Source organism: Sphingomonas aurantiaca, assembly GCF_003050705.1.
Lineage (GTDB): Bacteria > Pseudomonadota > Alphaproteobacteria > Sphingomonadales > Sphingomonadaceae > Sphingomonas > Sphingomonas aurantiaca.
Genome location: NZ_QAOG01000001.1, coordinates 507,246 through 528,211 on the forward strand (window position 1 = coordinate 507,246; position 20,966 = coordinate 528,211).

18 protein-coding genes are annotated in these 20,966 nt (G+C 66.0%); 15 read left to right on the forward strand and 3 right to left on the reverse strand.

The window, feature by feature from the left end:
- Positions 1 to 3 precede the first annotated feature (3 nt).
- Together C8J26_RS02460 and C8J26_RS02465 are read right to left on the reverse strand one after the other, a co-directional pair.
- On the reverse strand, positions 4 to 1,917 hold the full coding sequence (locus C8J26_RS02460) for a M61 family metallopeptidase (RefSeq protein ID WP_107956568.1): 1,914 nt from the start codon (positions 1,915 to 1,917) through the stop codon (positions 4 to 6).
- A 121-nt stretch (positions 1,918 to 2,038) separates the two neighbouring features.
- Positions 2,039 to 2,974, reverse strand: a complete 936-nt coding sequence (locus C8J26_RS02465) for a DUF808 domain-containing protein (RefSeq protein WP_107956569.1) — start codon at positions 2,972 to 2,974, stop codon at positions 2,039 to 2,041.
- Positions 2,975 to 3,107: 133 nt separating this feature from the next.
- Here C8J26_RS02465 and C8J26_RS02470 point away from each other — a divergent pair, with 133 nt between their 5' ends.
- The 5 genes from C8J26_RS02470 (at position 3,108) to C8J26_RS02490 (ending at position 9,860) form a co-directional block, all read left to right on the forward strand.
- A complete protein-coding gene (locus C8J26_RS02470; protein WP_244185121.1) occupies positions 3,108 to 4,133 on the forward strand; it encodes an adenosine deaminase in 1,026 nt (341 codons plus the stop codon).
- On the forward strand, positions 4,130 to 5,110 hold the full coding sequence (locus C8J26_RS02475) for a bile acid:sodium symporter family protein (protein ID WP_107956571.1): 981 nt from the start codon (positions 4,130 to 4,132) through the stop codon (positions 5,108 to 5,110). The genes C8J26_RS02470 and C8J26_RS02475 overlap by 4 nt, the downstream gene beginning before the upstream one ends.
- A gap of 46 nt (positions 5,111 to 5,156) precedes the next feature.
- Positions 5,157 to 7,346 carry a histidine kinase dimerization/phosphoacceptor domain -containing protein gene (locus tag C8J26_RS02480; protein WP_244185122.1) on the forward strand — a complete coding sequence of 730 codons (2,190 nt, stop codon included), beginning with the start codon at positions 5,157 to 5,159 and terminating at the stop codon, positions 7,344 to 7,346.
- Between the two features lie 115 nt (positions 7,347 to 7,461).
- Entirely contained in the window at positions 7,462 to 8,577 is a 1,116-nt protein-coding gene (locus C8J26_RS02485) for an alpha/beta hydrolase (protein WP_244185123.1), read from the forward strand.
- 104 nt (positions 8,578 to 8,681) lie between these two features.
- Positions 8,682 to 9,860, forward strand: coding sequence for an MFS transporter (locus C8J26_RS02490; RefSeq protein WP_107956572.1), 1,179 nt, complete (start codon positions 8,682 to 8,684; stop codon positions 9,858 to 9,860).
- A gap of 206 nt (positions 9,861 to 10,066) precedes the next feature.
- Here C8J26_RS02490 and C8J26_RS02495 read toward each other — a convergent pair whose 3' ends face one another.
- Positions 10,067 to 11,398 carry an MFS transporter gene (locus C8J26_RS02495; RefSeq protein ID WP_056412707.1) on the reverse strand — a complete coding sequence of 444 codons (1,332 nt, stop codon included), beginning with the start codon at positions 11,396 to 11,398 and terminating at the stop codon, positions 10,067 to 10,069.
- 174 nt (positions 11,399 to 11,572) lie between these two features.
- Here C8J26_RS02495 and C8J26_RS02500 point away from each other — a divergent pair, with 174 nt between their 5' ends.
- From C8J26_RS02500 to C8J26_RS02545, 10 genes are all read left to right on the forward strand, one after another.
- Positions 11,573 to 12,814, forward strand: a complete 1,242-nt coding sequence (locus C8J26_RS02500; protein WP_107956573.1) for a ubiquinol oxidase subunit II — start codon at positions 11,573 to 11,575, stop codon at positions 12,812 to 12,814.
- Between the two features lie 9 nt (positions 12,815 to 12,823).
- The gene (gene cyoB, locus C8J26_RS02505; RefSeq protein WP_107956574.1) at positions 12,824 to 14,824 is read left to right on the forward strand and encodes a cytochrome o ubiquinol oxidase subunit I; all 2,001 of its coding nucleotides are present in this window, start codon (positions 12,824 to 12,826) and stop codon (positions 14,822 to 14,824) included.
- 4 nt (positions 14,825 to 14,828) lie between these two features.
- Positions 14,829 to 15,467: a cytochrome o ubiquinol oxidase subunit III gene (gene cyoC / locus C8J26_RS02510; protein ID WP_244185124.1), complete on the forward strand. Its 639-nt coding sequence runs from the start codon at positions 14,829 to 14,831 to the stop codon at positions 15,465 to 15,467.
- Entirely contained in the window at positions 15,464 to 15,856 is a 393-nt protein-coding gene (cyoD, locus tag C8J26_RS02515; RefSeq protein WP_107956576.1) for a cytochrome o ubiquinol oxidase subunit IV, read from the forward strand. Before cyoC ends, cyoD begins: the two co-directional genes overlap by 4 nt.
- A complete protein-coding gene (locus C8J26_RS02520; protein WP_107956577.1) occupies positions 15,856 to 16,578 on the forward strand; it encodes an SURF1 family protein in 723 nt (240 codons plus the stop codon). Before cyoD ends, C8J26_RS02520 begins: the two co-directional genes overlap by 1 nt.
- Positions 16,575 to 17,888, forward strand: coding sequence for an ATP-binding protein (locus tag C8J26_RS02525; protein WP_107956578.1), 1,314 nt, complete (start codon positions 16,575 to 16,577; stop codon positions 17,886 to 17,888). The genes C8J26_RS02520 and C8J26_RS02525 overlap by 4 nt, the downstream gene beginning before the upstream one ends.
- Positions 17,885 to 18,418 carry a response regulator transcription factor gene (locus C8J26_RS02530; protein WP_107956579.1) on the forward strand — a complete coding sequence of 178 codons (534 nt, stop codon included), beginning with the start codon at positions 17,885 to 17,887 and terminating at the stop codon, positions 18,416 to 18,418. Before C8J26_RS02525 ends, C8J26_RS02530 begins: the two co-directional genes overlap by 4 nt.
- Before the next feature lie 36 nt (positions 18,419 to 18,454).
- Entirely contained in the window at positions 18,455 to 19,513 is a 1,059-nt protein-coding gene (locus C8J26_RS02535) for a spore photoproduct lyase family protein (protein ID WP_107956580.1), read from the forward strand.
- A 76-nt stretch (positions 19,514 to 19,589) separates the two neighbouring features.
- Positions 19,590 to 20,384: a DODA-type extradiol aromatic ring-opening family dioxygenase gene (locus tag C8J26_RS02540; protein WP_107956581.1), complete on the forward strand. Its 795-nt coding sequence runs from the start codon at positions 19,590 to 19,592 to the stop codon at positions 20,382 to 20,384.
- Positions 20,385 to 20,393: 9 nt separating this feature from the next.
- A complete protein-coding gene (locus tag C8J26_RS02545) occupies positions 20,394 to 20,966 on the forward strand; it encodes an NADPH-dependent FMN reductase (protein WP_107956582.1) in 573 nt (190 codons plus the stop codon).

Here is a 20,966-nt window from a genome sequence, read left to right on the forward strand (position 1 = left end):
TGGTCAGCGCGGCATCAGCAGCCTGTCCAGCCCGCCGTCACCATTACCCACCTTCTGCAGGCGCGGATAGCGCGGGCCGTCATGGTAATCGAGCGTGATATCGCGAAAACGGTCGTTGTTCTTCACAGTAAGCCGGATCGGCTCCCTGGTGCCCTTGGCCGCCAGGATCGCCGCCTTGATGCGGTCGGACGAATAGGCCTCGGCGTTGACCGCCTCGATCTCGGTACCGACGTCGAGGCCGGCCTTGAACGCGGGGCTGTCCCAGATCGACGACGTCACGACACCGTCCTTGTTGATCACCATGCCCAGCGAATAGCTGACATCGGTGCCGCGCGTCTTTTCCGCCTGCTTGAGATACGGGCTCTGCTCGGGGCCGTAGACCAGCTTGTAGCCGTTCATCGCAAAGCCGTTGATCGGCGCGGGCTTGCCCGTCTCGGTCAGGCGCGTGTTGAGGAACGTCGCCCAGTCATACGGCACGATGCCGTCGAGCGTCTTGGCGACGTCGGCGAAGGTGTAGGTGAGCTCGCCATAATCGCCGTCGCGAACGCCGAAGAAGGCTCGCGCGAAATCGTCGATCGACTTGGTCCCGCCCGACTTCTGGCGGAGCATCGCGTCGACCTCCATCCAGACCATCAGCCCCTCGTTGTAGTAATCCTCCGAGCGCTGCCAGCTAGTCCAGCCCTTGGGCTTGCGCGCCGAGATCACCGGATCGTTGGTCGTGTCGATCAGCGGGCGCCATTCGCGACCCTTCGCGCTGTCATAGATGCCGAGGATCGAGGCATAGCCGTCGAGCGTGTCCTGCTTGCTGACCAGCCCCGAGCGCGCCTGGAGGACATAGCCCCAGAACTGCGTCTGCCCCTCATACACCCACAAGAGCGAATCGCGCATCGGCGTGCGGAAATCGGGGGTCCACAGGTCCGCGCCGCGGCGGAACTTGCCGTCCCAGCTATGAGTGTATTCGTGCGGCAGCAGGTTGCGCGCGGCCGACGTCGTATCCCAGTCGGTGAAATAGCCGGGGCGGACGCCGTTCTCCGAGCTGCGATGATGCTCGAGGCCGATGCCGCCGAGCTGATCGGTGATCGACAGCAGGAACTCGTAGCGATCATAATGCTGCGCGCCGAACGTCTTGACCGCCTGATCGACGAGCCGCTTGTGCGCGTCGATCTGCTCGGGCTTGGCGGCGAGCTGGTCGGGGCTGTCGGCGAAGACGTTGAGATCGACGCGGGGGCTGAGCGGCCAGACCTTGCCATATTTGCCCGCGAGCGTCGGCGAATCGACCAGGATCTCATAGTTGGTCGTGTCGTAGCTGTAGGTCGAGCCCGATACCTTGGCGGGCACCGCGCCCGCGGCGGTCCAGCCCGCCGGATAGGTCGCGGTCATCTTGATCGGGATCTGGCGCGTGTAATAGCCGGCCGGATACAGGCTGACGAGGTTCGGTTCGAGGCTGACCATCGTCGGCGTCATCACGATGCGGCCCTGGTCGCCCTTGGTCGCGGAGATGAACTGGAATTCGGCGACCAGCGTCCTGGCGCCCGCGGGGACATCGATGTGGAACGCGAAGACGTCGACCGGATCGCGCGTCCAGGGGAGGATCTTGCCGTTCGCGCGGATCACGAGGCCGGCGAGCTTCTCGATCTCGCCGCGGGGGCTGTGCGCGCCGGGGAGCCATTTCGGATAGAGCAACGCCATCGGCCCGGACTTGGCGACCGGGATCGTCTCCTTCACGCGGAAGATGCCGCGCTCGGTATCGGTCGCATCGACGTCGAGCAGCAGCGTGCCGGGATAGGGGGTGTCGACCGCGTCGGGGATCGTGTCGACGAACGGGATCGGCTGCGGTGCGGTATTGCCGGCGGGGACCTGCGCCACCGCAGGAAGTGCAGACGCGAGCAGGGATGCGACGAGAAGCTTGCGGATCAAGGAAGGGCCTTCCGGCTGAGAGACGATGTCACAAGGTGTAATCGTCAGAAAGGCCAGCCGTCCAGTCCTTTACCGGGGTCGTGCGGCTAGGCCCGACCCGCGGTCTTCACGGTCCTGCATTTCAGTGCGCCTTGGGCTTTTTCACCGCATGCAGGCCCAGCGCGATCGCGCCGCCGAGAATCAGCCCGACGATGCCGGAGAAGAACGCGTTCAACGCCCAGTTCACGGCGCCCTGCGCGAACGGCACCGCGTGCGAAGCGGCCTGCGCGGTATCGTGGATCCAGTGCGGAATCGTCGTGAAGCCGAACTCCTCGATTCCGTGCACAATGATCTGCCCGCCGACCCAGACCATCGCGGCGGTGCCGATCACCGACAGCGCGGACATGACGAGCGGCATGCCCTTCACGAGACCACGCCCGAGCGCCTGCACCGGCGCGCTGCTGCGCTGTGCGAGGTGGAGCCCGATATCATCCATCTTTACGATCAGCGCGACCACGCCATACACCGCGATCGTGATGACGATGCCGACGAGCGCGAGCACGATCGCCTGCTCCCAGATCGGCTTGGTCGCGACGTCCGACAGCGCGATCACCATGATCTCGGCCGACAGGATGAAATCGGTGCGGATCGCGCCCGAGACCTTCTGGTCCTCCAGCGCCTTTGCGTCGGTCGGGACGTCAACCTCTTCCTCGGCATGACCGCCACCGACGGCCTCTAGGATCTTCTCGGCGCCCTCGAAGCAGAGGTAGGTGCCGCCGAGCATCAGCAACGGCGTCAGCAACCACGGCGCGAACGCGCTCAGCGCAAGTGCCGCGGGGAGGATGAAGACCAGCTTGTTGCGGAACGAGCCCAGCGCGATCTTCCAGATCATCGGCAGTTCGCGCTTGGGTTCGAAACCGACCATGTAGCGCGGGGTCACCGCCGCATCGTCGACCACCACGCCGATCGCCTTGCTGCCCGCCTTGCCGGTGGCCGCTGCGACATCGTCGAGGCTCGCGGCGGCGAGCTTCGTGATCCCGGCAATGTCGTCGAGCAGTGCGACCAGTCCTGTGGGCATCGAGGGTGTCCTTAGCGTGGGGTTGCGCGCTCGGTAACGTGACAGGATTGTCATGCAACGGCTTTCGCACTTGCGGTAGTGCATGGCACGCGGAATGGTTGCAGCCGACGCGACCCAAGCGACAGGACGGATCATGACCCCACCCTTTATGAACGGCGACTTCATCACGAACCTGCCCAAGGCCGAACTCCACCTTCATATCGAGGGCAGCCTCGAGCCCGAACTGATGTTCGCGCTGGCCGAGCGCAACAAGGTGGCGATCCCGTTCAAGAGCGTCGAGGATGTCCGCGCGGCGTACAGCTTCACCAATCTTCAGACTTTTCTCGACATCTATTATGCCGGCGCCGCGGTGCTGCAGACCGAGGAGGATTTCCGCGATCTCGCGGTCGCCTATTTCGACCGGGTCGCAGAGGATGGTGTCGTCCATGCCGAGATCTTCTTCGATCCGCAGACTCACACGCATCGCGGCATTCCGTTCGACGTGGTCGCGCGCGGGCTGTTCGCAGGCATCGACGAGGCGCAGGCCAAGCACGGCATGAGCGTCGGGCTGATCATGAGCTTCCTGCGGCATCTCGATGAGGAGGATGCATTCAAGACGTTCGCGCAGGCCGAGCCGTGGCTCGACCAGTTCATCGGCGTCGGGCTCGATTCGTCCGAGGTCGGGCATCCGCCGTCGAAGTTCGCCCGCGTGTTCGCGGCGGCTGGCGATGCCGGGCTGATGCTGTGCGCGCATGCCGGCGAGGAGGGGCCGCCCGCCTATATCCACGAGGCGCTCGACATCCTGCAGGTGGACCGGATCGACCATGGCAATCGCGCGCTGGAGGATCCGACGCTGGTCGCCCGGCTGGCGCGCGACGCGATGACTTTGACGGTGTGCCCGTTGTCCAACGTCGCGCTGCGCAACGTCGACCGGCTGGAGAACCATCCGATCGACCGGATGCTCGATCTCGGCCTGCGCGCGACGATCCATTCGGACGATCCGGCCTATTTCGGCGGCTATATCGGCGAGAATTTCCGGCAGACCGCGCGCGCCCGCAATCTCTCGCGCGACCAGGTCGTCATGCTTGCGCGGAACAGTTTTCTCGGCAGCTTTCTCGACGACGATTCGCTCAGCGGCCATCTCGCGACATTGGATGCGTACGTCAAAGCGCACGCATGATCGCCCGCTTCCTGGCGGTCTTCGAGCCGTTCATCCTGATGCTGCTCGGTACCGTGGTGCTGGCGAGCCTGGTGCCTGCGCGCGGCGAGATGGCGATGATCGTCGGCTATGCGGCGGATGTCGGCATCGTCCTGCTGTTCTTCCTGCACGGCGCCAAATTGTCGCGCGATGCGATCCTGTCGGGCTTGCGCAACTGGAAGCTGCATCTGGCGGTGCTGGCGGTGACGTTCGTCGCGTTTCCGCTGTTCGGGCTCGGGCTCTCCGCGCTGCCGTTCGTCACCGGGCCGCTCGCGGCGGGGCTGTTGTTCCTGACCCTGCTGCCGTCGACCGTGCAGTCGTCGATCGCGTTCACTGCGATCGCGCGCGGCAACGTCGCGGCGGCGGTGTGCAGCGCGTCCTTCTCCAACCTGCTCGGCATCCTGGTCACGCCTGCGCTGGTCGCGTTGCTGATGCGCACCGCTGGCAGCGCCGGGATCTCGGTCGAGGGCGTCGAGAAAATCGTCGTGCAACTGCTCGTACCGTTCGTCGCCGGGCACCTGCTGCGGCCGTGGATCGGCGCTTGGGTCACGCGGCGCAAGGCGATGCTCACCATCGTCGATCGCGGATCGATCCTGCTGGTGGTCTACAGCGCGTTCGGTGCCGCGGTGGTCGAGGGGCTGTGGAGCAGATTGTCGCTCGGCGACCTGATCCTGATCGGGCTACTGTGCGTCGCGCTGCTCGCCTTCGTGCTGGCGCTGACCTTCGCGGTGGCCCGCCTGATGAAGCTGCCGCGCGAGGATGCGATCGTGCTGCAATTCTGCGGGTCGAAGAAGAGCCTGGCGTCGGGCGTGCCGATGGCCGGCGTGCTGTTCCCGCCCGCGCAGGTCGGCGTGATCCTGCTCCCGCTGATGCTGTTCCACCAACTGCAATTGGTCGCCTGCGCGGTGATCGCACGCCGCTATGCCGAGTCCGCCCCAAGCGATCTTGCCGCAGATTAATGCCGTAAGCGGTTGCAGGTATTTGCTTTGTTCCGCCGGGGGCGGCATGGTCGGCGCTCTTGAGGAGAGTTTCACCTACATGAGCGCGTCGAGCGATACTGCCAGTTCTGCCGGGGACGTGGGGCTGGACCTGACCGCGTGCGACCGCGAGCCGATCCATATTCCCGGTGCGATCCAGCCGCACGGCCTGTTGCTCGTCGCCGACGCCGCGACTCTCGCGATCGTCGCGGGCGCGGGCGATCTCGAAACGCGGCTGGCCCCCGACTGGCTGGGCCGCGATCTGTCGGCGCTGCTGGCGCAGGACGTCGCCGCGACTTTGTCGGCCGATGAACCGATCGCCGGTGTCGCGATCGCCGGGGTGCCGGTGGTGGGGCGGACCGAGCGGTTCGACGTCACGATCCACCGCGGCGCGGTGCATGTGATCGTCGAGCTCGAACCCGTCGAGGCCGAGCCGATGACCGCGGCCGGCATGCTCGGCCGGCTCAACGCGATGGCGATGACGTTCGAGCGCGCGAGCAACCTGCAAACGCTGTGCGAGCGTGCGGCGACCGCGTTCCGGCAACTGACCGGCTTCGACCGGGTGATGGTCTATCGCTTCCTCGACGACGAGGCGGGCCGCGTGATGGCGGAGGACAAGGTCGCGGGCCTCGGCACGTTCCTCAACCATCATTTCCCCGCGTCGGACATCCCCCGGCAGGCACGGGCGCTGTACGTGCGCAATCGGACACGGACGATCCCGACGATCGCCTATGCGCCCGCGGTGCTGCGGCCGGCCGGGTTCGAGACGCTCGATCTGAGCGACGTGGCGCTGCGCAGCGTCTCGCCGATCCATCTGCGCTATCTCGCCAACATGGGGGTCGCGGCGTCGGCGTCGATCTCGATCGTCAAGGACGGGCTGCTCTGGGGCATGATCGCGTGCCACCACGGCACGCCGCGCGCGCTGACCCCCGATATCCGCGCGGCATCCGCGACACTGGCCGGCGGTCTCGCGCGGCAGATCCGTGCGAAGGAAGAGGCCGAGACGTATCGCGAGCGGTTGCGGCTGCGTGCGGCGGAGGATGCGATCCTGCCCAAGCTGGCGACCGACCCGGCACCGCGGACGATCGTCACGACTCTGCGCGACGAGCTGCGCATGCTGATGGACGGTGATGGCTTTGCCTTCGTCCAGGGCCATTTTGTCGATACCGACGGCGCCTGCCCCCCTGACGACGATATTCGTGATCTTGCGGAATGGGCACGGACGCGCGGCGGGATCGAGCCGTTCGCGACGCATGAACTCGAATCGCTCTATCCGCGTGCCCGTGCCTATCGCGCGTGCGCGAGTGGCGTGCTCGCGCTGGCGCTGGTCGACGAGGGCGCGATGCTGTTGTGGTTTCGCGCCGAGCAGATCGAGGAGGTCGAATGGGCCGGCAACCCGCACAAGGCGGTGTCGGTCGATCCGAACGCAGTGCTGACGCCCCGGACCTCGTTCGAATCCTGGACTCAGGCAGTCAGCGGGCGTTCGCGCCGCTGGACCCGCGAGGAGATCGAGGCCGCGCACCGGTTGCGCCGCGGATTCCACGATGCGCATATCAACCAGCGGTTGCGGCTGCTCAATGCCGACCTGCAACGCACGCTCGCCGACAAGGACGCGTTGATCGCGCAGAAGGACGTCCTGATGAAGGAGGTCAATCACCGCGTACAGAACAGCCTCCAGCTGGTCGCCGCCTTCCTGTCGCTCCAGGCCAAGTCATCCGACGATGCCAAGGTTAGGGAGCATCTCGCCGAGGCACAGGCCAGGCTGTCGGCGGTCGCGCTGGTACATCGTCGTCTGTACCGCGACGACCAGGTCGAGTCGGTCGATCTGTCGCGCTATGTCGAGGAGCTGGCGGGCGACATGAAGACGTCGCTCGGCGAGGAATGGGCGGCGCAGATGACGCTCGATCTCGCCCCGGTGCTCGTCGCCACCGATCTGGCGGTCAATATCGGGCTGGTGCTGACCGAGCTCGTCATCAACGCGAGCAAATATGCCTATGCCGGCCGCCCCGGCCCGATCGACATCATGCTCGAGCAGCATCGCAATCGCCTGCGCCTCGTCGTGGCCGATTCGGGTCGCGGCAAATCGGGGAGCCGGGTCGGGTTCGGCAGCCGGATGATGACCGCGATCGTCGCGGGGCTGTCGGGGACGATCGAGCATGATGACAACATGCCCGGCCTCCGCGTCATCCTGACCGTGCCGATCGACGAGCGAGTCTGACCTAGCTCTGGGAAAAACCGTTGCATGTCGGTCGGTTACGGCCGCGGTTTGGAACGGATGACGCGGCATGGGGTTGATGCGGCGAGTGGGGCACTCGCAACAGGAAATCTACCGCATGATCCGTTTTTCACCGCGCGCATCGCTGATCGCGATCGCAGCCATGAGCGTTGCCGTATCGAGCAGCGCACTCGCTCAGTCCGCCCGGTCGGCCGATGCCGCGCCGCCACCGCCGCCGCCGGCGATGGCGATGCAGCCCGCTAAGGCTGCGCCCGACATGCAGACCGTGCTCGACCAGCTCGCCGCACTCGGCGGCAAGCCGATCGAGACGCTGACTCCAGCGGTTGCGCGGACGCAGCCTTCGGCCGCCGATGCCACCAAGCAGGTGATGATCAAGCATGGCCTGGCGGCGAGCCCCGACGCGACCGTGACGACTCGCGACATCCCCTATGGCAGCGATGCGCAGCAGTTCGCGCGCGTCTACAAGCCGGCGGCGCTGGCCAACGCCAAGAACCTGCCGGTGATCGTCTATTATCACGGCGGCGGCTGGGTGATCGCGACGGTCGATACCTATGACGCGGCACCGCGCCTGCTCGCCAAGCAGCTCGGCGCGATCGTCGTCTCGGTGGAATACCGCCATGCGCCCGAGTTCAAGTTCCCCGCGCAGCATGACGATGCGGCCGCCGCCTATCGCTGGACGCTGCAGAATGCCGCATCCTGGGGTGGCGATCCGCGCAAGATCGCCGTCGCCGGTGAGAGCGCAGGCGGCAACCTCGCGGTCGCGACCGCGATCTACGCGCGCGACAATCGCCTGACCACGCCGCTGCACATCGTGTCGGTCTATCCGATCGCCAACAGCAGCATGACGCTGCCCTCGCGGATGGATTCGGCGAACGCGAAGCCGCTGAACGGGGCGATGCTCAAATGGTTCGGCTATTATTACCAGACGACGCCTGCCGATGCGCAGGACCCGCGGCTGAACCTGGTCAAGGCGAACCTGCGCGGCCTGCCGCCGACGACGATCATCAACGCGCAGATCGATCCGCTGCGCTCTGATGGCGAGACTCTCGCCGCGGCGATGCGCAAGGCTGGTGATCGTGTCGAACAGCGTACCTTCCCCGGCGTGACCCACGAGTTTTTCGGCATGGGGATGGTCGTGCGGGGCGCGCAGGACGCCAACACGTTGGCGATTGCACGGCTGAAGGCAGCGTTCGCTGCTGCACCGCGGCGTTAAACGATCGATAAATGGGGGGCGGGGGCGTTCAGGCGACCCCGCTCCCTTCTATTAAACGCGCGCCTGACCTTGAAGCATCATGCTGCACTTGCGAAGTGTGCGGTATGATAGACAGTTACGGACTGACAACGGTCAATCCCCGCCTGGCGCTGCTCGCGCTGGCGGTCGGTGGTTTCGCGATCGGCACCACGGAATTCGCGGCGATGAGCCTGTTGCCGCAATTCGCCCGCGGGCTCGGCATCGACGAGCCGACTGCCGGGCACGTGATCAGCGCCTATGCGCTGGGCGTGGTGGTCGGCGCCCCAACCATCGCGGTGCTCGCCGCGAAGATCGAGCGGCGCGTGCTGCTGATCGGCTTGATGACGTTTCTCGGGATCGCCAATGGTCTGTCCGCGCTCGCGCCGACCTATCACCTGATGTTATTGGCGAGGTTCCTGAGCGGGTTGCCGCATGGCGCCTATTTCGGCGTCGGGTCGCTGGTCGCGGCGTCGATGGTGCCGCGTGAGAAGCGGTCGCGTGCAGTGTCGCGGATGATGCTCGGGCTGACGATCGCGACGATCGCGGGGGTGCCGCTCGCCAATGGGATCGGGCAGTGGTTCGGCTGGCGCTGGGGGTTCGGGATCGTCGCGATCATCGCCGCCGCGACAGTGGCGATGCTGGTCCGGTTCGCGCCGATCCTGCGACCTGCCAAGGATGCGAGCCCGCTCGGCGAGCTGGCGGCGCTGCGCAACGGGCAGGTGTGGCTGACGCTGGCGATCGGCGCGGTCGGCTTTGGCGGCATCTTCTGCGTCTATACCTATCTCGCCTCGACGTTGACCGAGGTGACGGGCGTATCGTCCGCCTTTACCCCTGTCGCGTTCGCGCTGTTCGGCGTCGGGATGACGATCGGCACGCTCGTCTGCGCGAAGGCGGCGGACGTCGCGCTGATGCCCGCGGCGGGGATCACCTTGCTGTTCGGGGCGGGCGCGCTCGCGCTCTATGCACCCGCGGCGCCGCATCTCTGGGCGATCCTGCCGGTCGTGGTGCTGATCGGGTGCGGGGGAGGGTTGTCGACGATCCTCCAGACCCGGCTGATGGATGTCGCCGAGGAGGCGCAGACGTTGGCGGCGGCGCTGAACCACTCGGCGTTCAATACCGCGAATGCGATCGGGCCCTGGCTTGGCGGGTTGGCGATTGCGGGTGGGTTTGGGTTGCCCTCGACCGGCTGGGTCGGGACTGCGCTGGCGCTGGGTGGGTTTGCGATCTGGGCGCTGTCGTGGGCGCTGGATCGCCGGCGGGCCTGAGCGCGTCTACGGTTACTCGAGCATTCGCCGGCTGACGGTTCTCCTGCCGCCATCCCAGCGAACGCTGAGATCTCCCCGTTCCGTGTCGCGGCGTCCGTCAACAGGAATACCCCAGCTTTCGCTGGGGCGACGTGTCGGTAACTCAAGGCATTCCAGAAGCACCACCCCGACCCTCGCCGGGGTGGTGCTTCTGGGGAGGTCTGGCCTCAGCGCGCGATGTCGCGCTTGGCGAGCTGCTTGTTCAGGCCCAGTGCGACCAGCGTGAACACCGCGCCCGAGAACAGATAGGCGCCGCTCGCCGCGAGACCCAGCTTGCTCGTCAGCAGCAGTGCCGCCAGCGGGGCGAAGCCCGCGCCGAACAGCCATGCCAGATCGGTCGTCAGCGCCGACCCCGTATAGCGATGCTGCGGGCTGAGCGTCGAGGCGATCGCGCCCGAGGACTGGCCGAACGACAGGCCGAACAGCACGAAGCCGATCCCCATGAACAGACGCTCGCCGACATCGCCGCCACCCAGCAACGACGGGGCCGCAATCGCGAACAGTGCGATCAGGACCGCGATCGTGCCCAGCATCGTGCGACGGCCGAACCGGTCTGCGAGCAGGCCGGACACGAGCATCGCGCCGATCCCGATCACCGCGCCGATGACCTCGACCACGAGGAAGCGCGCAGGCGCCTCACGCGTGAACAGCACGACCCATGACAGCGGGAACACCGTCACCATGTGGAACAGCGCGAAGCTGGCAAGCGGCACGAACGAGCCGAGCCAGATTGCCTTCCACTGCGACTGCACGGTCTCGACGACCGGCGCGGGCTCGAGCTCGCGCTTGGCGTACATCTCTTCGAATTCGGGAGTCACCACCAGGCGGAGGCGGGCGAACAGCGCAACGACGTTGATCGCGAACGCCACGAAGAACGGATAGCGCCAGCCCCAGGCGAAGAAGTCCTCGTTGGGCAGCGCCGCGACGAAGAACGCGAACAGGCCGCTGGCGACCAGCAGGCCGATCGGCGCACCCAGCTGCGGCAGCATCGCATACCAGCCGCGATGCTTCTCGGGCGAGTTGAGCGAGAGGAGCGACGCGAGGCCATCCCATGCGCCGCCCAGCGCGATGCCCTGGCCGATGCGCAGCAGGGCGAGGATCGCGACCGACCAGTTGCCCGCCGACTCGTAGCTGGGGATGAACCCCATCGCGACGGTCGAGGTGCCGAGCAGGAAGATCGAGATCGTCAGCTTGACGCTGCGGCCATAGGCGCGATCGACCGCGATGAAGATGATCGTGCCGATCGGGCGGGCGAAGAACGCCAGCGCGAACACTGCGAACGAATAGAGCGTGCCCTGCAACCGATCGACATACGGGAAGACCAAGGTCGGGAACACGAGCACCGAGGCGATCGCGAACACGAAGAAATCGAAGAATTCCGAGGTGCGGCCGATCACCACGCCGATCGCGATCACGCCTGGTGTGACGTGTTCGCCGTCGCTGTGGATACTGCGAGCATCGGCTTCGAAGCTCGTCTCGGGGACTGTGTTTGCACTCATTCTTCAACTCGCTCTTCAGGGCGCGAACCCGATCATACGCCGTTCCGGCGGATGCGGGCAGGGGTAATCTATGCTATCCCTCGTGATGATAGATCCATGCCGATGTTGCAGTGCAGCGCCCATTGGACAAATTGTCCACTGTAGTGCAGCGCAACCCAGGCGTAGGGGAACCGGATGACCGTCGTGACACAGCTTTCCCGCTCCAAAATTTCGGCCCGAAAATGGTTGGCGGCCCTGCCGTTGGCGCTGCTTACCAGCGGTTGCGACTGGGTGGTGATGTCGCCGTCCGGCGATATCGCAGTGCAACAGCGCGATCTCGTCCTGATCGCGACCGGACTGATGCTGCTGATCATCGTTCCGGTGATCGCGATGACGCTGTTCTTCGCGTTCCGCTATCGCCAGTCGAACAAGGCCGCCAAGTACGAGCCCAACTGGGATCACTCGGTCGGCCTCGAGCTGCTGATCTGGGGCGTTCCGCTGCTGATCATCATCGCGCTCGGCGCGCTGACCTGGACCAGCACGCATCTGCTCGATCCGTATCGTCCGCTTGGCCGCATCAAGCCCGACACGCCGACGCTCGCGAACAACGTGCCGGTCGGCAACCTCGTCGACAAGCAGCAGGCGGGCAACGGGCCAAACGGCGCGGGCAAGCCGCTCGAGGTGCAGGTCGTCGCGCTCGATTGGAAGTGGCTGTTCATCTATCCCGAATACGGCATCGCCACGGTCAACGAACTGGCTGCGCCGGTCGATCGTCCGATCCGCTTCCAGATGACGTCGTCGTCGGTGATGAACGCGTTCTACATCCCGGCGCTCGCGGGCATGATCTACACGATGCCCGGCATGCAGACGACGCTGAACGCGGTCATCAACAAGCCCGGCAATTACGAGGGCTTCTCGTCCAACTATAGCGGCGCGGGCTTCTCCGGCATGCGCTTCCGCTTCCACGGCGTAAGCGATGCGGGCTTCGCGGCCTGGGTCAACCAGGTCAAGCAGCGCGGGGGCGGCCTGAACCGTGCAAGCTATCTCCAGCTGGAGAAGCCGAGCGAGAAGGTGCCGGTGCGCTATTACAACGCGGTCGAGCCGAAGATCTTCACGGCGATCGTCGAACAATGCGTCCAGCCAGGCAAGGTCTGCATGTCGCAGATGATGCATGGCGGAAAAAGCGGGGGGGACTCGCATGCCGGCATGGCAATGCCGGGCGTCAATGGCGGCAAGGGCCCACAAGAGGCATCCGAGCGCGTCAAGGGCGCGCTGATGAAGGACGCCGACGAGAAGGGTAGCGGCAATCACTGGACCGCGCCCGCCGACATAAAACGGGACGGCGCCAACAGCGCGCCGGGCTCGCAGTCCAACCGCAATCATACGATGTTGTCCCCCTCCACCATGCCGGGCACGCGCCCCGTCGCGAACGGCTAGAGAACCATCATGAACGACACTCTGTTGAAGACAATCTTCGGCCGCCTGACCCTGGAGTCGCTGCCGCTGCACGAACCGATCGTCGTCGCCACCTTTGCGATGGTGGCGATCGGCGGGCTCGGGCTGGTCGCCGCGCTGACCTATTTCAAGGTCTGGGGCTATCTGTGGAACCAGTGGTTCACCAGCGTCGATCACAAGAAGATCGGCATCATGTACATCATCCTGGCGATCGTCATGCTGTTGCGCGGGTTCTCCGACGCGATCATGATGCGCGCGCAGCAGGCGATGGCGTTCAATGGCTCCGAGGGCTATCTGACCGCGCATCACTATGACCAGGTCTTCACCGCGCACGGCGTGATCATGATCTTCTTCGTGGCGATGCCGCTGGTCACGGGCCTGATGAACTATGTCGTCCCGCTCCAGATCGGTGCGCGCGACGTGTCGTTCCCGTTCCTCAACAATTTCAGCTTCTGGATGACCGCGGCGGGTGCCGTGATCGTCATGATGTCGCTGTTCATCGGTGAGTTCGCGCGGACCGGCTGGCTCGCGATGCCGCCCCTCTCTGGACTGGCCTATTCGCCGGACGTCGGTGTCGATTACTATATCTGGGCACTGCAGATCGCGGGCATCGGGACACTCTTGTCCGGCGTCAATCTGGTCGCGACCATCGTCAAGATGCGCGCGCCCGGCATGACCATGATGAAGATGCCGATCTTCACCTGGACGTCGCTGTGCACCAACATCCTGATCGTCGCCGCCTTCCCGGTGCTGACCGCGGTGCTCGCGATGCTGTCGCTCGACCGTTACATCGGCACGGCGTTCTTCACGAACGACTCGGGCGGCAACCCGATGATGTACGTCAATCTGATCTGGATCTGGGGTCACCCGGAGGTGTACATCCTCGTCCTGCCGGCGTTCGGCATCTTCTCGGAAGTCACCTCGACCTTCTCGGGCAAGCGCCTCTTCGGCTACAGCTCGATGGTCTATGCGACGCTCGTCATCACGATCCTCGCCTATCTCGTCTGGCTGCACCACTTCTTCACGATGGGGTCGGGCGCGAGCGTGAACTCGTTCTTCGGCATCACCACGATGATCATCTCGATCCCGACAGGGGCCAAGATCTTCAACTGGCTGTTCACGATGTACAAGGGCCGGATCCGGTTCGAACTGCCGATGATGTGGACGATCGCCTTTATGGTGACCTTCACGATCGGCGGCATGACCGGCGTCCTGCTCGCGGTGCCGCCTGCCGACTTCGTGCTGCACAACTCGCTGTTCCTGGTCGCGCATTTCCATAACGTGATCATCGGCGGCACGCTGTTCGGCATGTTCGCGGGGATCAACTACTGGTTCCCGAAGGCGTTCGGCTTCAAGCTCGACCAGACCTGGGGCAAGATCTCGTTCTGGTGCTGGGTGGTCGGCTTCTACTTCGCATTCATGCCGCTCTACGTGCTCGGCCTGATGGGCGTGACCCGCCGCATGCGCTACTTCGACGATCCGAACCTGCAGATCTGGTTCGTCATCGCCGCCTTCGGTGCAGCGCTGATCGCCGCCGGTATCGGTGCCTTCCTGATGCAGATCTTCGTCAGCATCCGGAACCGCGAGAAGCTCGCAGACCTGACGGGCGATCCGTGGAACGGCCGTACGCTGGAGTGGGCGACCTCATCGCCGCCGCCGGAGTATAACTTCGCGTTCACGCCGGTCGTCCACGACCTGGATGCCTGGTACGACATGAAGGACCGCAAGCACGTGCGCCCGCTGACCGGGTTCAAGGCGATCCACATGCCAAGCGGCACCGGCACGGGCGTCGTGCTCGCCGGCCTCAGCGTGGCGTTCGGGTTCGCGATGATCTGGTACATCTGGTGGCTCGCAGGGCTGGCGCTCGCCGGCATCTTCGGCACGACGATCTTCCACACCTTCAACTACAAGCGCGACTATCACATCCCGGTCGAGGACGTGATCGCCAGCGAGGACGCGCGCACCCGCCAGCTCGCGACCCAGGGAGCCTGACGCGATGTCCGCAATACCGATGAAAGACGGTCTGAACGAGACCAAGCCAGTCTCGTTCTACGACCTTGACGAGCATGAGCATCCCGAAGGCGGCAGCACGATGCTGGGCTTCTGGATGTACCTGATGAGCGATTGTCTCATCTTCGCGGTGCTGTTTGCGGCCTATGCCGTGCTCGGCAACAGCTATGCCGGCGGTCCCAGCCCGAAGGAGATCTTCGAGCTGCCGCTGGTGGCGGTGAATACCGCGATGCTGCTGTTCTCGTCGATCACCTACGGCTTCGCGATGCTGTCGATGGAGGAAGGTCGCCAGCGCGTCATGCAGATGTGGCTGGTATTCACGGGGCTGTTCGGCCTCGCGTTCCTGTCGATCGAAATGTACGAGTTCGCCAATCTCATCCATGAGGGCGCAGGGCCGACGCGCAGCGCCTTCCTGTCGTCGTTCTTCACGCTGGTCGGCACGCACGGCCTGCACGTCACGATGGGCCTGATCTGGCTCGTCACGCTGATGGTGCAGGTGCAGAAGCACGGCTTGATCGCCGCGAACAAGCGTCGCCTGATGTGCCTCAGCATGTTCTGGCATTTCCTCGACGTCATCTGGATCGGCGTCTTCACCTTCGTCTATCTGATGGGCACCCTACGATGAGCGACCCTCACGCACACACGCATGACGCGCATGCGGATCACGGCCACGGCGATCACGGCGACCATGCGTCGCACGGCACGCGCGGCAGCTACCTCAAGGGGTTCTTCCTCTCGGTCATCCTGACCGCGATCCCCTTCTGGGCGGTGATGACCGGCGCGTTCAAGGATCCGTCGACCGCCGCGCTCGTCGTGATGGTGTTCGCGGTCGCGCAGATCATCGTCCACATGATCTACTTCCTGCACATGAGCGGCAAGTCGGAGGGTGGCTGGACGATGATGGCGCTGATCTTCACGATCATCCTCGTTGTCATCACGCTCAGCGGATCGATCTGGGTGATGTACCACATGAACACGAACATGATGCCGATGCAGGCCGCGGCAGACATGTGATGACCACGCGACCGGGCCCTGCCGTCTATGTCGCAGGCCTGGTCGCGCTGCTGCTGTTCGCCGGGTTCATGGCGCTCGGCATCTGGCAGATCGAGCGCCGCGCCTGGAAGCTCGACCTGATCAAACAGGTCGCGGCGCGCGCTCATGCCGCGCCCGCCGCCCCACCGGGCCCCGCATCATGGGGCGCGATCACCGCCCCCAGCGATGCCTATCGCCGCATCCGACTCGACGGCACGCTCGACAACACGCGCGAGACGCTGGTCCGCGCCGCCACCGCGCTCGGCAGCGGCTACTGGGTCGTCACGCCCCTGCGCACCGCGCAGGGCTTCACCGTCCTCGTCAACCGCGGCTATGTCTCGCCCCAGCAGCGCGCGACTCATGCCAAGCCCAGCGGTCCGGTCACGATCACCGGCTATCTGCGCATCACCGAGCCCAAGGGCGGCTTTCTCCGCAGCAACGACCCCGCCACCGGCAAATGGTATTCGCGCGACGTGGCGGCGATCGCCACTGCGCGCGGGCTGAAGAACGTCGCGCCCTATTTCGTTGACGCGGATAAGTCGGGCACCGCCGCGCCGGTGGGGGGGCTGACGATCATCGCCTTCCCGAACAACCACCTCGTCTACATGCTCACCTGGTTCGCGCTCGCCGTGATGACGATCGTCGCGTTCGTCGTGTTCGTCCGCCAGGATGCGCGCAAGCGGCGCGGGGCGGCCGACTCATGACCTCGGCGGGCGCACGCCAGGGCTGGCAACGCTGGCTGGCGATCGCCACCGCGAGCACCGATGCGACCGGCAACGCGAATATGCGGCAGCTCGTCACGCTGCGCTGGATCGCGGTCGCCGGCCAGTTCGTCACGATCCTGTTCGCGCGCTTCGGGCTCGGCTTCGATCTCCCGCTGGTGCCGATGATGGCCGCGCTCGCCGCCGCCGTCGGCCTCAACCTCGCCAGCATGCCGCTCTACGGATGGCGCAAGGGGGCCAACATCCAGCTGCTGCTGGCGCTGCTGTTCGATGTCGGCCTGTTGTCGACGCAGCTCTATCTCGCCGGTGGCGCGACCAATCCGTTCATCTCGCTCTATCTGCTCCATGTCGTGCTCGGCGCGGTCCTGCTCGATCGCTGGTCGAGCTGGGCGATCGTCGCGGTTACCGCGGTCTGTTTCGGGGTCCTCACGCTCTATTACCACCCGCTGATCCTGCCGCCCAACTATAGCGGCGAGTATTTCATCCTCTACACGATCGGCTCGCTGCTCTGCTTCATGCTGATCGCGACGCTGCTGATGCTGTTCATGACCCGCATCACGGGCAACCTGCGCGCGCGCGATACGCGGCTTGCCGATCTGCGCCAGCAGGCCGCGGAGGAGGATCACATCGTCCGCATGGGCCTGCTCGCGTCGGGGGCCGCGCACGAGCTCGGCACGCCGCTCGCCTCGATCGCGGTCATCCTTGCTGACTGGCGGCGCATGCCGACGCTCGCGCAGGACGCCGACCTTCAGGCCGAGATCGTCGAGATGCAGTCCGAGGTGCAGCGCTGCAAGGCGATCGTCACCGGCATCCTGCTGTCCGCGGGTGAGGCGCGCGGCGAGGCGCCCGAGATCATGCCGCTGCACCAGTTCCTCGACGCGATCGTCGACGAGTGGCGCGCGGTGCATCCTTCGGTCGATTTCGACTATACCACGCGCGTCGGCGACGATCCGCAGGTCGTCTCCGACCCCGCACTCAAACAGGTGATCGCCAACGTGCTCGACAATGCCGCCGAAGCCTCGCCGCACTGGGTCGCGTTCCGCGGCGAACGCAGCGACGGGACCCTCGCGCTGATCGTCCGCGACCGCGGTCCCGGTTTCAGCCGGGAGCGGCTCGCAAGCTTCGGCAAGCCCTATCAATCGAGCAAGCGCGAACCCGGCCACGGCCTCGGCCTGTTCCTGGCAGTCAACGTCATGCGCAAGCTGGGCGGCGGCGTGTCCGTCGTGAATTGCGACGGCGGTGGTGCAGAGGTGACGATCAGCATGCCTCTATCCGCGATTGCGCTGTCGTGACGGACGCCAAACTACTCGCGATCGTCGAGGATGACGAGACGTTCGCCCGCACGCTCCGCCGCTCGTTCGAACGCCGCGGCTACGAGGTGATGCAGGCGGCCAGCCATGAGGAACTCGTCGAGCAGCTGGCCGACCGCACGCCGCGCTACGCGGTGGTCGACCTGAAGCTCGGCGGCGCGTCGGGCCTCGTCTGCGTCCAGACTCTCCACGCGCACGACCCGGAGATCCTCGTCGTCGTCCTCACCGGCTTTGCGAGCATCGCCACCGCGGTCGAGGCGATCAAGCTCGGCGCGTCGCACTATCTCGTCAAACCCTCGAACACCGACGATATCGAGGCCGCGTTCGATCGCACCGAGGGCAGCGTCGATACCGAACTGTCCGAGCGCCCGACCTCGATCAAGACGCTCGAATGGGAGCGGATCCACACCACGCTCGCCGAGACCGACTTCAACATCTCGGAAACCGCGCGCCGCCTCGGCATGCACCGCCGCACGCTCGCGCGGAAGCTCGAGAAGCGCCCCGTCAAATAGCGGCAACGCATCGGCGCTGGCCGGCGTTGTCCCCCGATGCGTTCCCCCAAACTCTGGCAACCCCGCCGCCTGCTGGCGACTCCGTCCGCGCTGACCTGGGATCACGGCGCCGCGATCGTCGCCCGCGCCGCCGCGCTGGGCGTACCCGTCACGACGCTGGCGAGCGACCGCCTCAAGCTCGACCTCCCCGACGACTCGCGCCGCGCCTATGCCGAAGCCAAGGCCACGCTCGCGCTGGTCGTCGCGCCGCCCTCCAAACGCAGGCTTCAGCCGATCGCGCCCAGCGCAGACTGGCGGATCGACCTTGCCGAGGGTTGCCCGGCGCATTGCGGCTATTGCTACCTCGCGGGCTCGTTGAAGGGGCCGCCGATCACGCGCGTCTACGCGAACCTGCCCGAGATACTCGCCGAACTCCCGGCGCATCTTGGGCAGGGCACCGTCACCTCGCGCTCGACCGCGCGGGCACACGAGGGGACGACGTTCGAGGCCTCCTGCTACACCGACCCGCTCGGCATCGAGCATGTCACCGGATCGCTGTCCGCGCTGATCGCGCATTTCGGCGCGTGGGAGGCCGACGTCCAGCTCCGCTTCACCACCAAGTTCGATGCGGTCGAACCGTTGCTGGATCTCGACCACCGCGGCCGCACCCGGATGCGCGCGTCGATCAACCCCGCTGCCTATGCACGCTTCGAAGGCGGCACGAGCCCCGTCGCCGCGCGGTTGGTGGCGCTGCGCCGAATGGCGGATGCCGGCTACCGGATCGGCCTGACGGTCGCGCCGATCATCGCCGCGGAGGGGTGGCGCGCGGCGTATGGCGGGTTGCTGGCGGAGGCGGGCAGGGTGCTCGCCGACATCCCCGACGTGACGATCGAGCTGATCACGCACCGCTATACGCCCGGATCGAAGGCGGTGCTCGAAACCTGGTATCCCGGCTCGTCGCTTGATCTCAGCATGGCCAACCGCACCGAAAAGCGCACCAAGTTCGGCTCGGTCAAATATGTCTACGACGCGGACACGATGCGCGCGCTCCGCAGCTTTTTCCAGGACGAGCTCGCGGCGAAGCTTCCGCAGGCGCGCATCCTCTACTGGACCTGATGCGCACGCCAACCGGCAACGCAGCGTTGCCATTCGCGGCCTTCCGATCGCCGCCGCCGCCGCCTACCTCAAGCCCATGACAAATACCCGCCAGCCAACCCTGTTCATCCCGCACGGTGGCGGGCCTTGCTTCTTCATGGACGACCCTGCGGGCAACTGGACCGGCATGGCCGCGTATCTCCGCTCGATCGCCGCGTCGCTGCCGGAAAGGCCCAAGGCGATCCTGGTCGTTTCCGGCCACTGGGAAACGCGCGGTTTCGCCTTTACCGGCGCCGCCACCCCGCCGCTGGTCTACGATTATGGCGGCTTCCCCGCGCATACCTATGAGATCCGCTACGACTCGCCAGGCGACCCCGCTTTGGCCACCCGCGCAGCCGACCTGTTGCGCAGCGCCGGCCTGACCGCCAGCGTCGACCCGACGCGCGGGCTGGATCACGGCGTCTTCATCCCGATGAAGGTCGCGTTCCCCGATGCCGACATCCCGGTCGTCGAAATGTCAGTCGATCGCGATCTCGACCCTGCGCTCCACGCCGCCGCCGGCCGCGCGCTTGCCCCCTTGCGCGACGAGGGCGTCCTGATCGTCGGCTCGGGCATGAGCTTCCACAACATGCGCGGCTATGGCGACCCGCGCTTCACCGCGCCGTCCGAAGCCTTCGACCAATGGCTCACCGCCGCGGTCGAGGCCGACCCGACCGCCCGCGCCGCCGCGCTTGGCCATTGGGCCGAAGCCCCCGCCGGCCGCCTCTCGCACCCCCGCGAGGAGCACCTCCTGCCGCTGATGGTCGCCGCCGCCGCGTCCGACCAGCCCGGCACGCAGGTCTATGGCGAACGCGTCCTGCAAACCGCCATCTCCGGCTATCGCTTCAACTAAGGAAATTCGATGTCCTCTCCCGTGTTACTTGCTTTGTCCGGCAGCCTGCGTCGCGGCTCCTACAACGGCGCGATCCTTGCCACGCTTGGCGAGGCGGTCGCCGACAAGGCCGCGCTCACGATCTTCCCGCTCACCGACGTCCCGCTTTACGACCAGGACGCCGATACCGACACGCCCCCCGAAGCGGTTGCGGCCTTGCGGGCGGCGATCGGCGCGGCCGACGGGATCGTCATCGCCTCCCCCGAATATAACCACGGCATGTCCGGCGTCCTGAAGAACGCGCTGGACTGGGCCTCGCGCCCGCACGGCAAGGCAACGCTGACGGGCAAGCCGGTCTTCACGCTCACCTCTTCGCCAGGCGCAGTCGGCGGCGCGCGCGCGCACGCCCAGCTGAACGAGACGCTGGCCTCGATCGGCGCGCGGGTCGTCCTGCGTCCCCAGGCCGTCGTCGGCGCGGTGCATGAGAAGATCGTCGACGGTCGCCTGACCGACCAGCGCACGCTCGACTTCCTCGTCGCCGGTATAGACGACCTGCTCGCCGACATCGTGCGCCCCACGGCCGCCGACCGCGAGGCCTCCTGA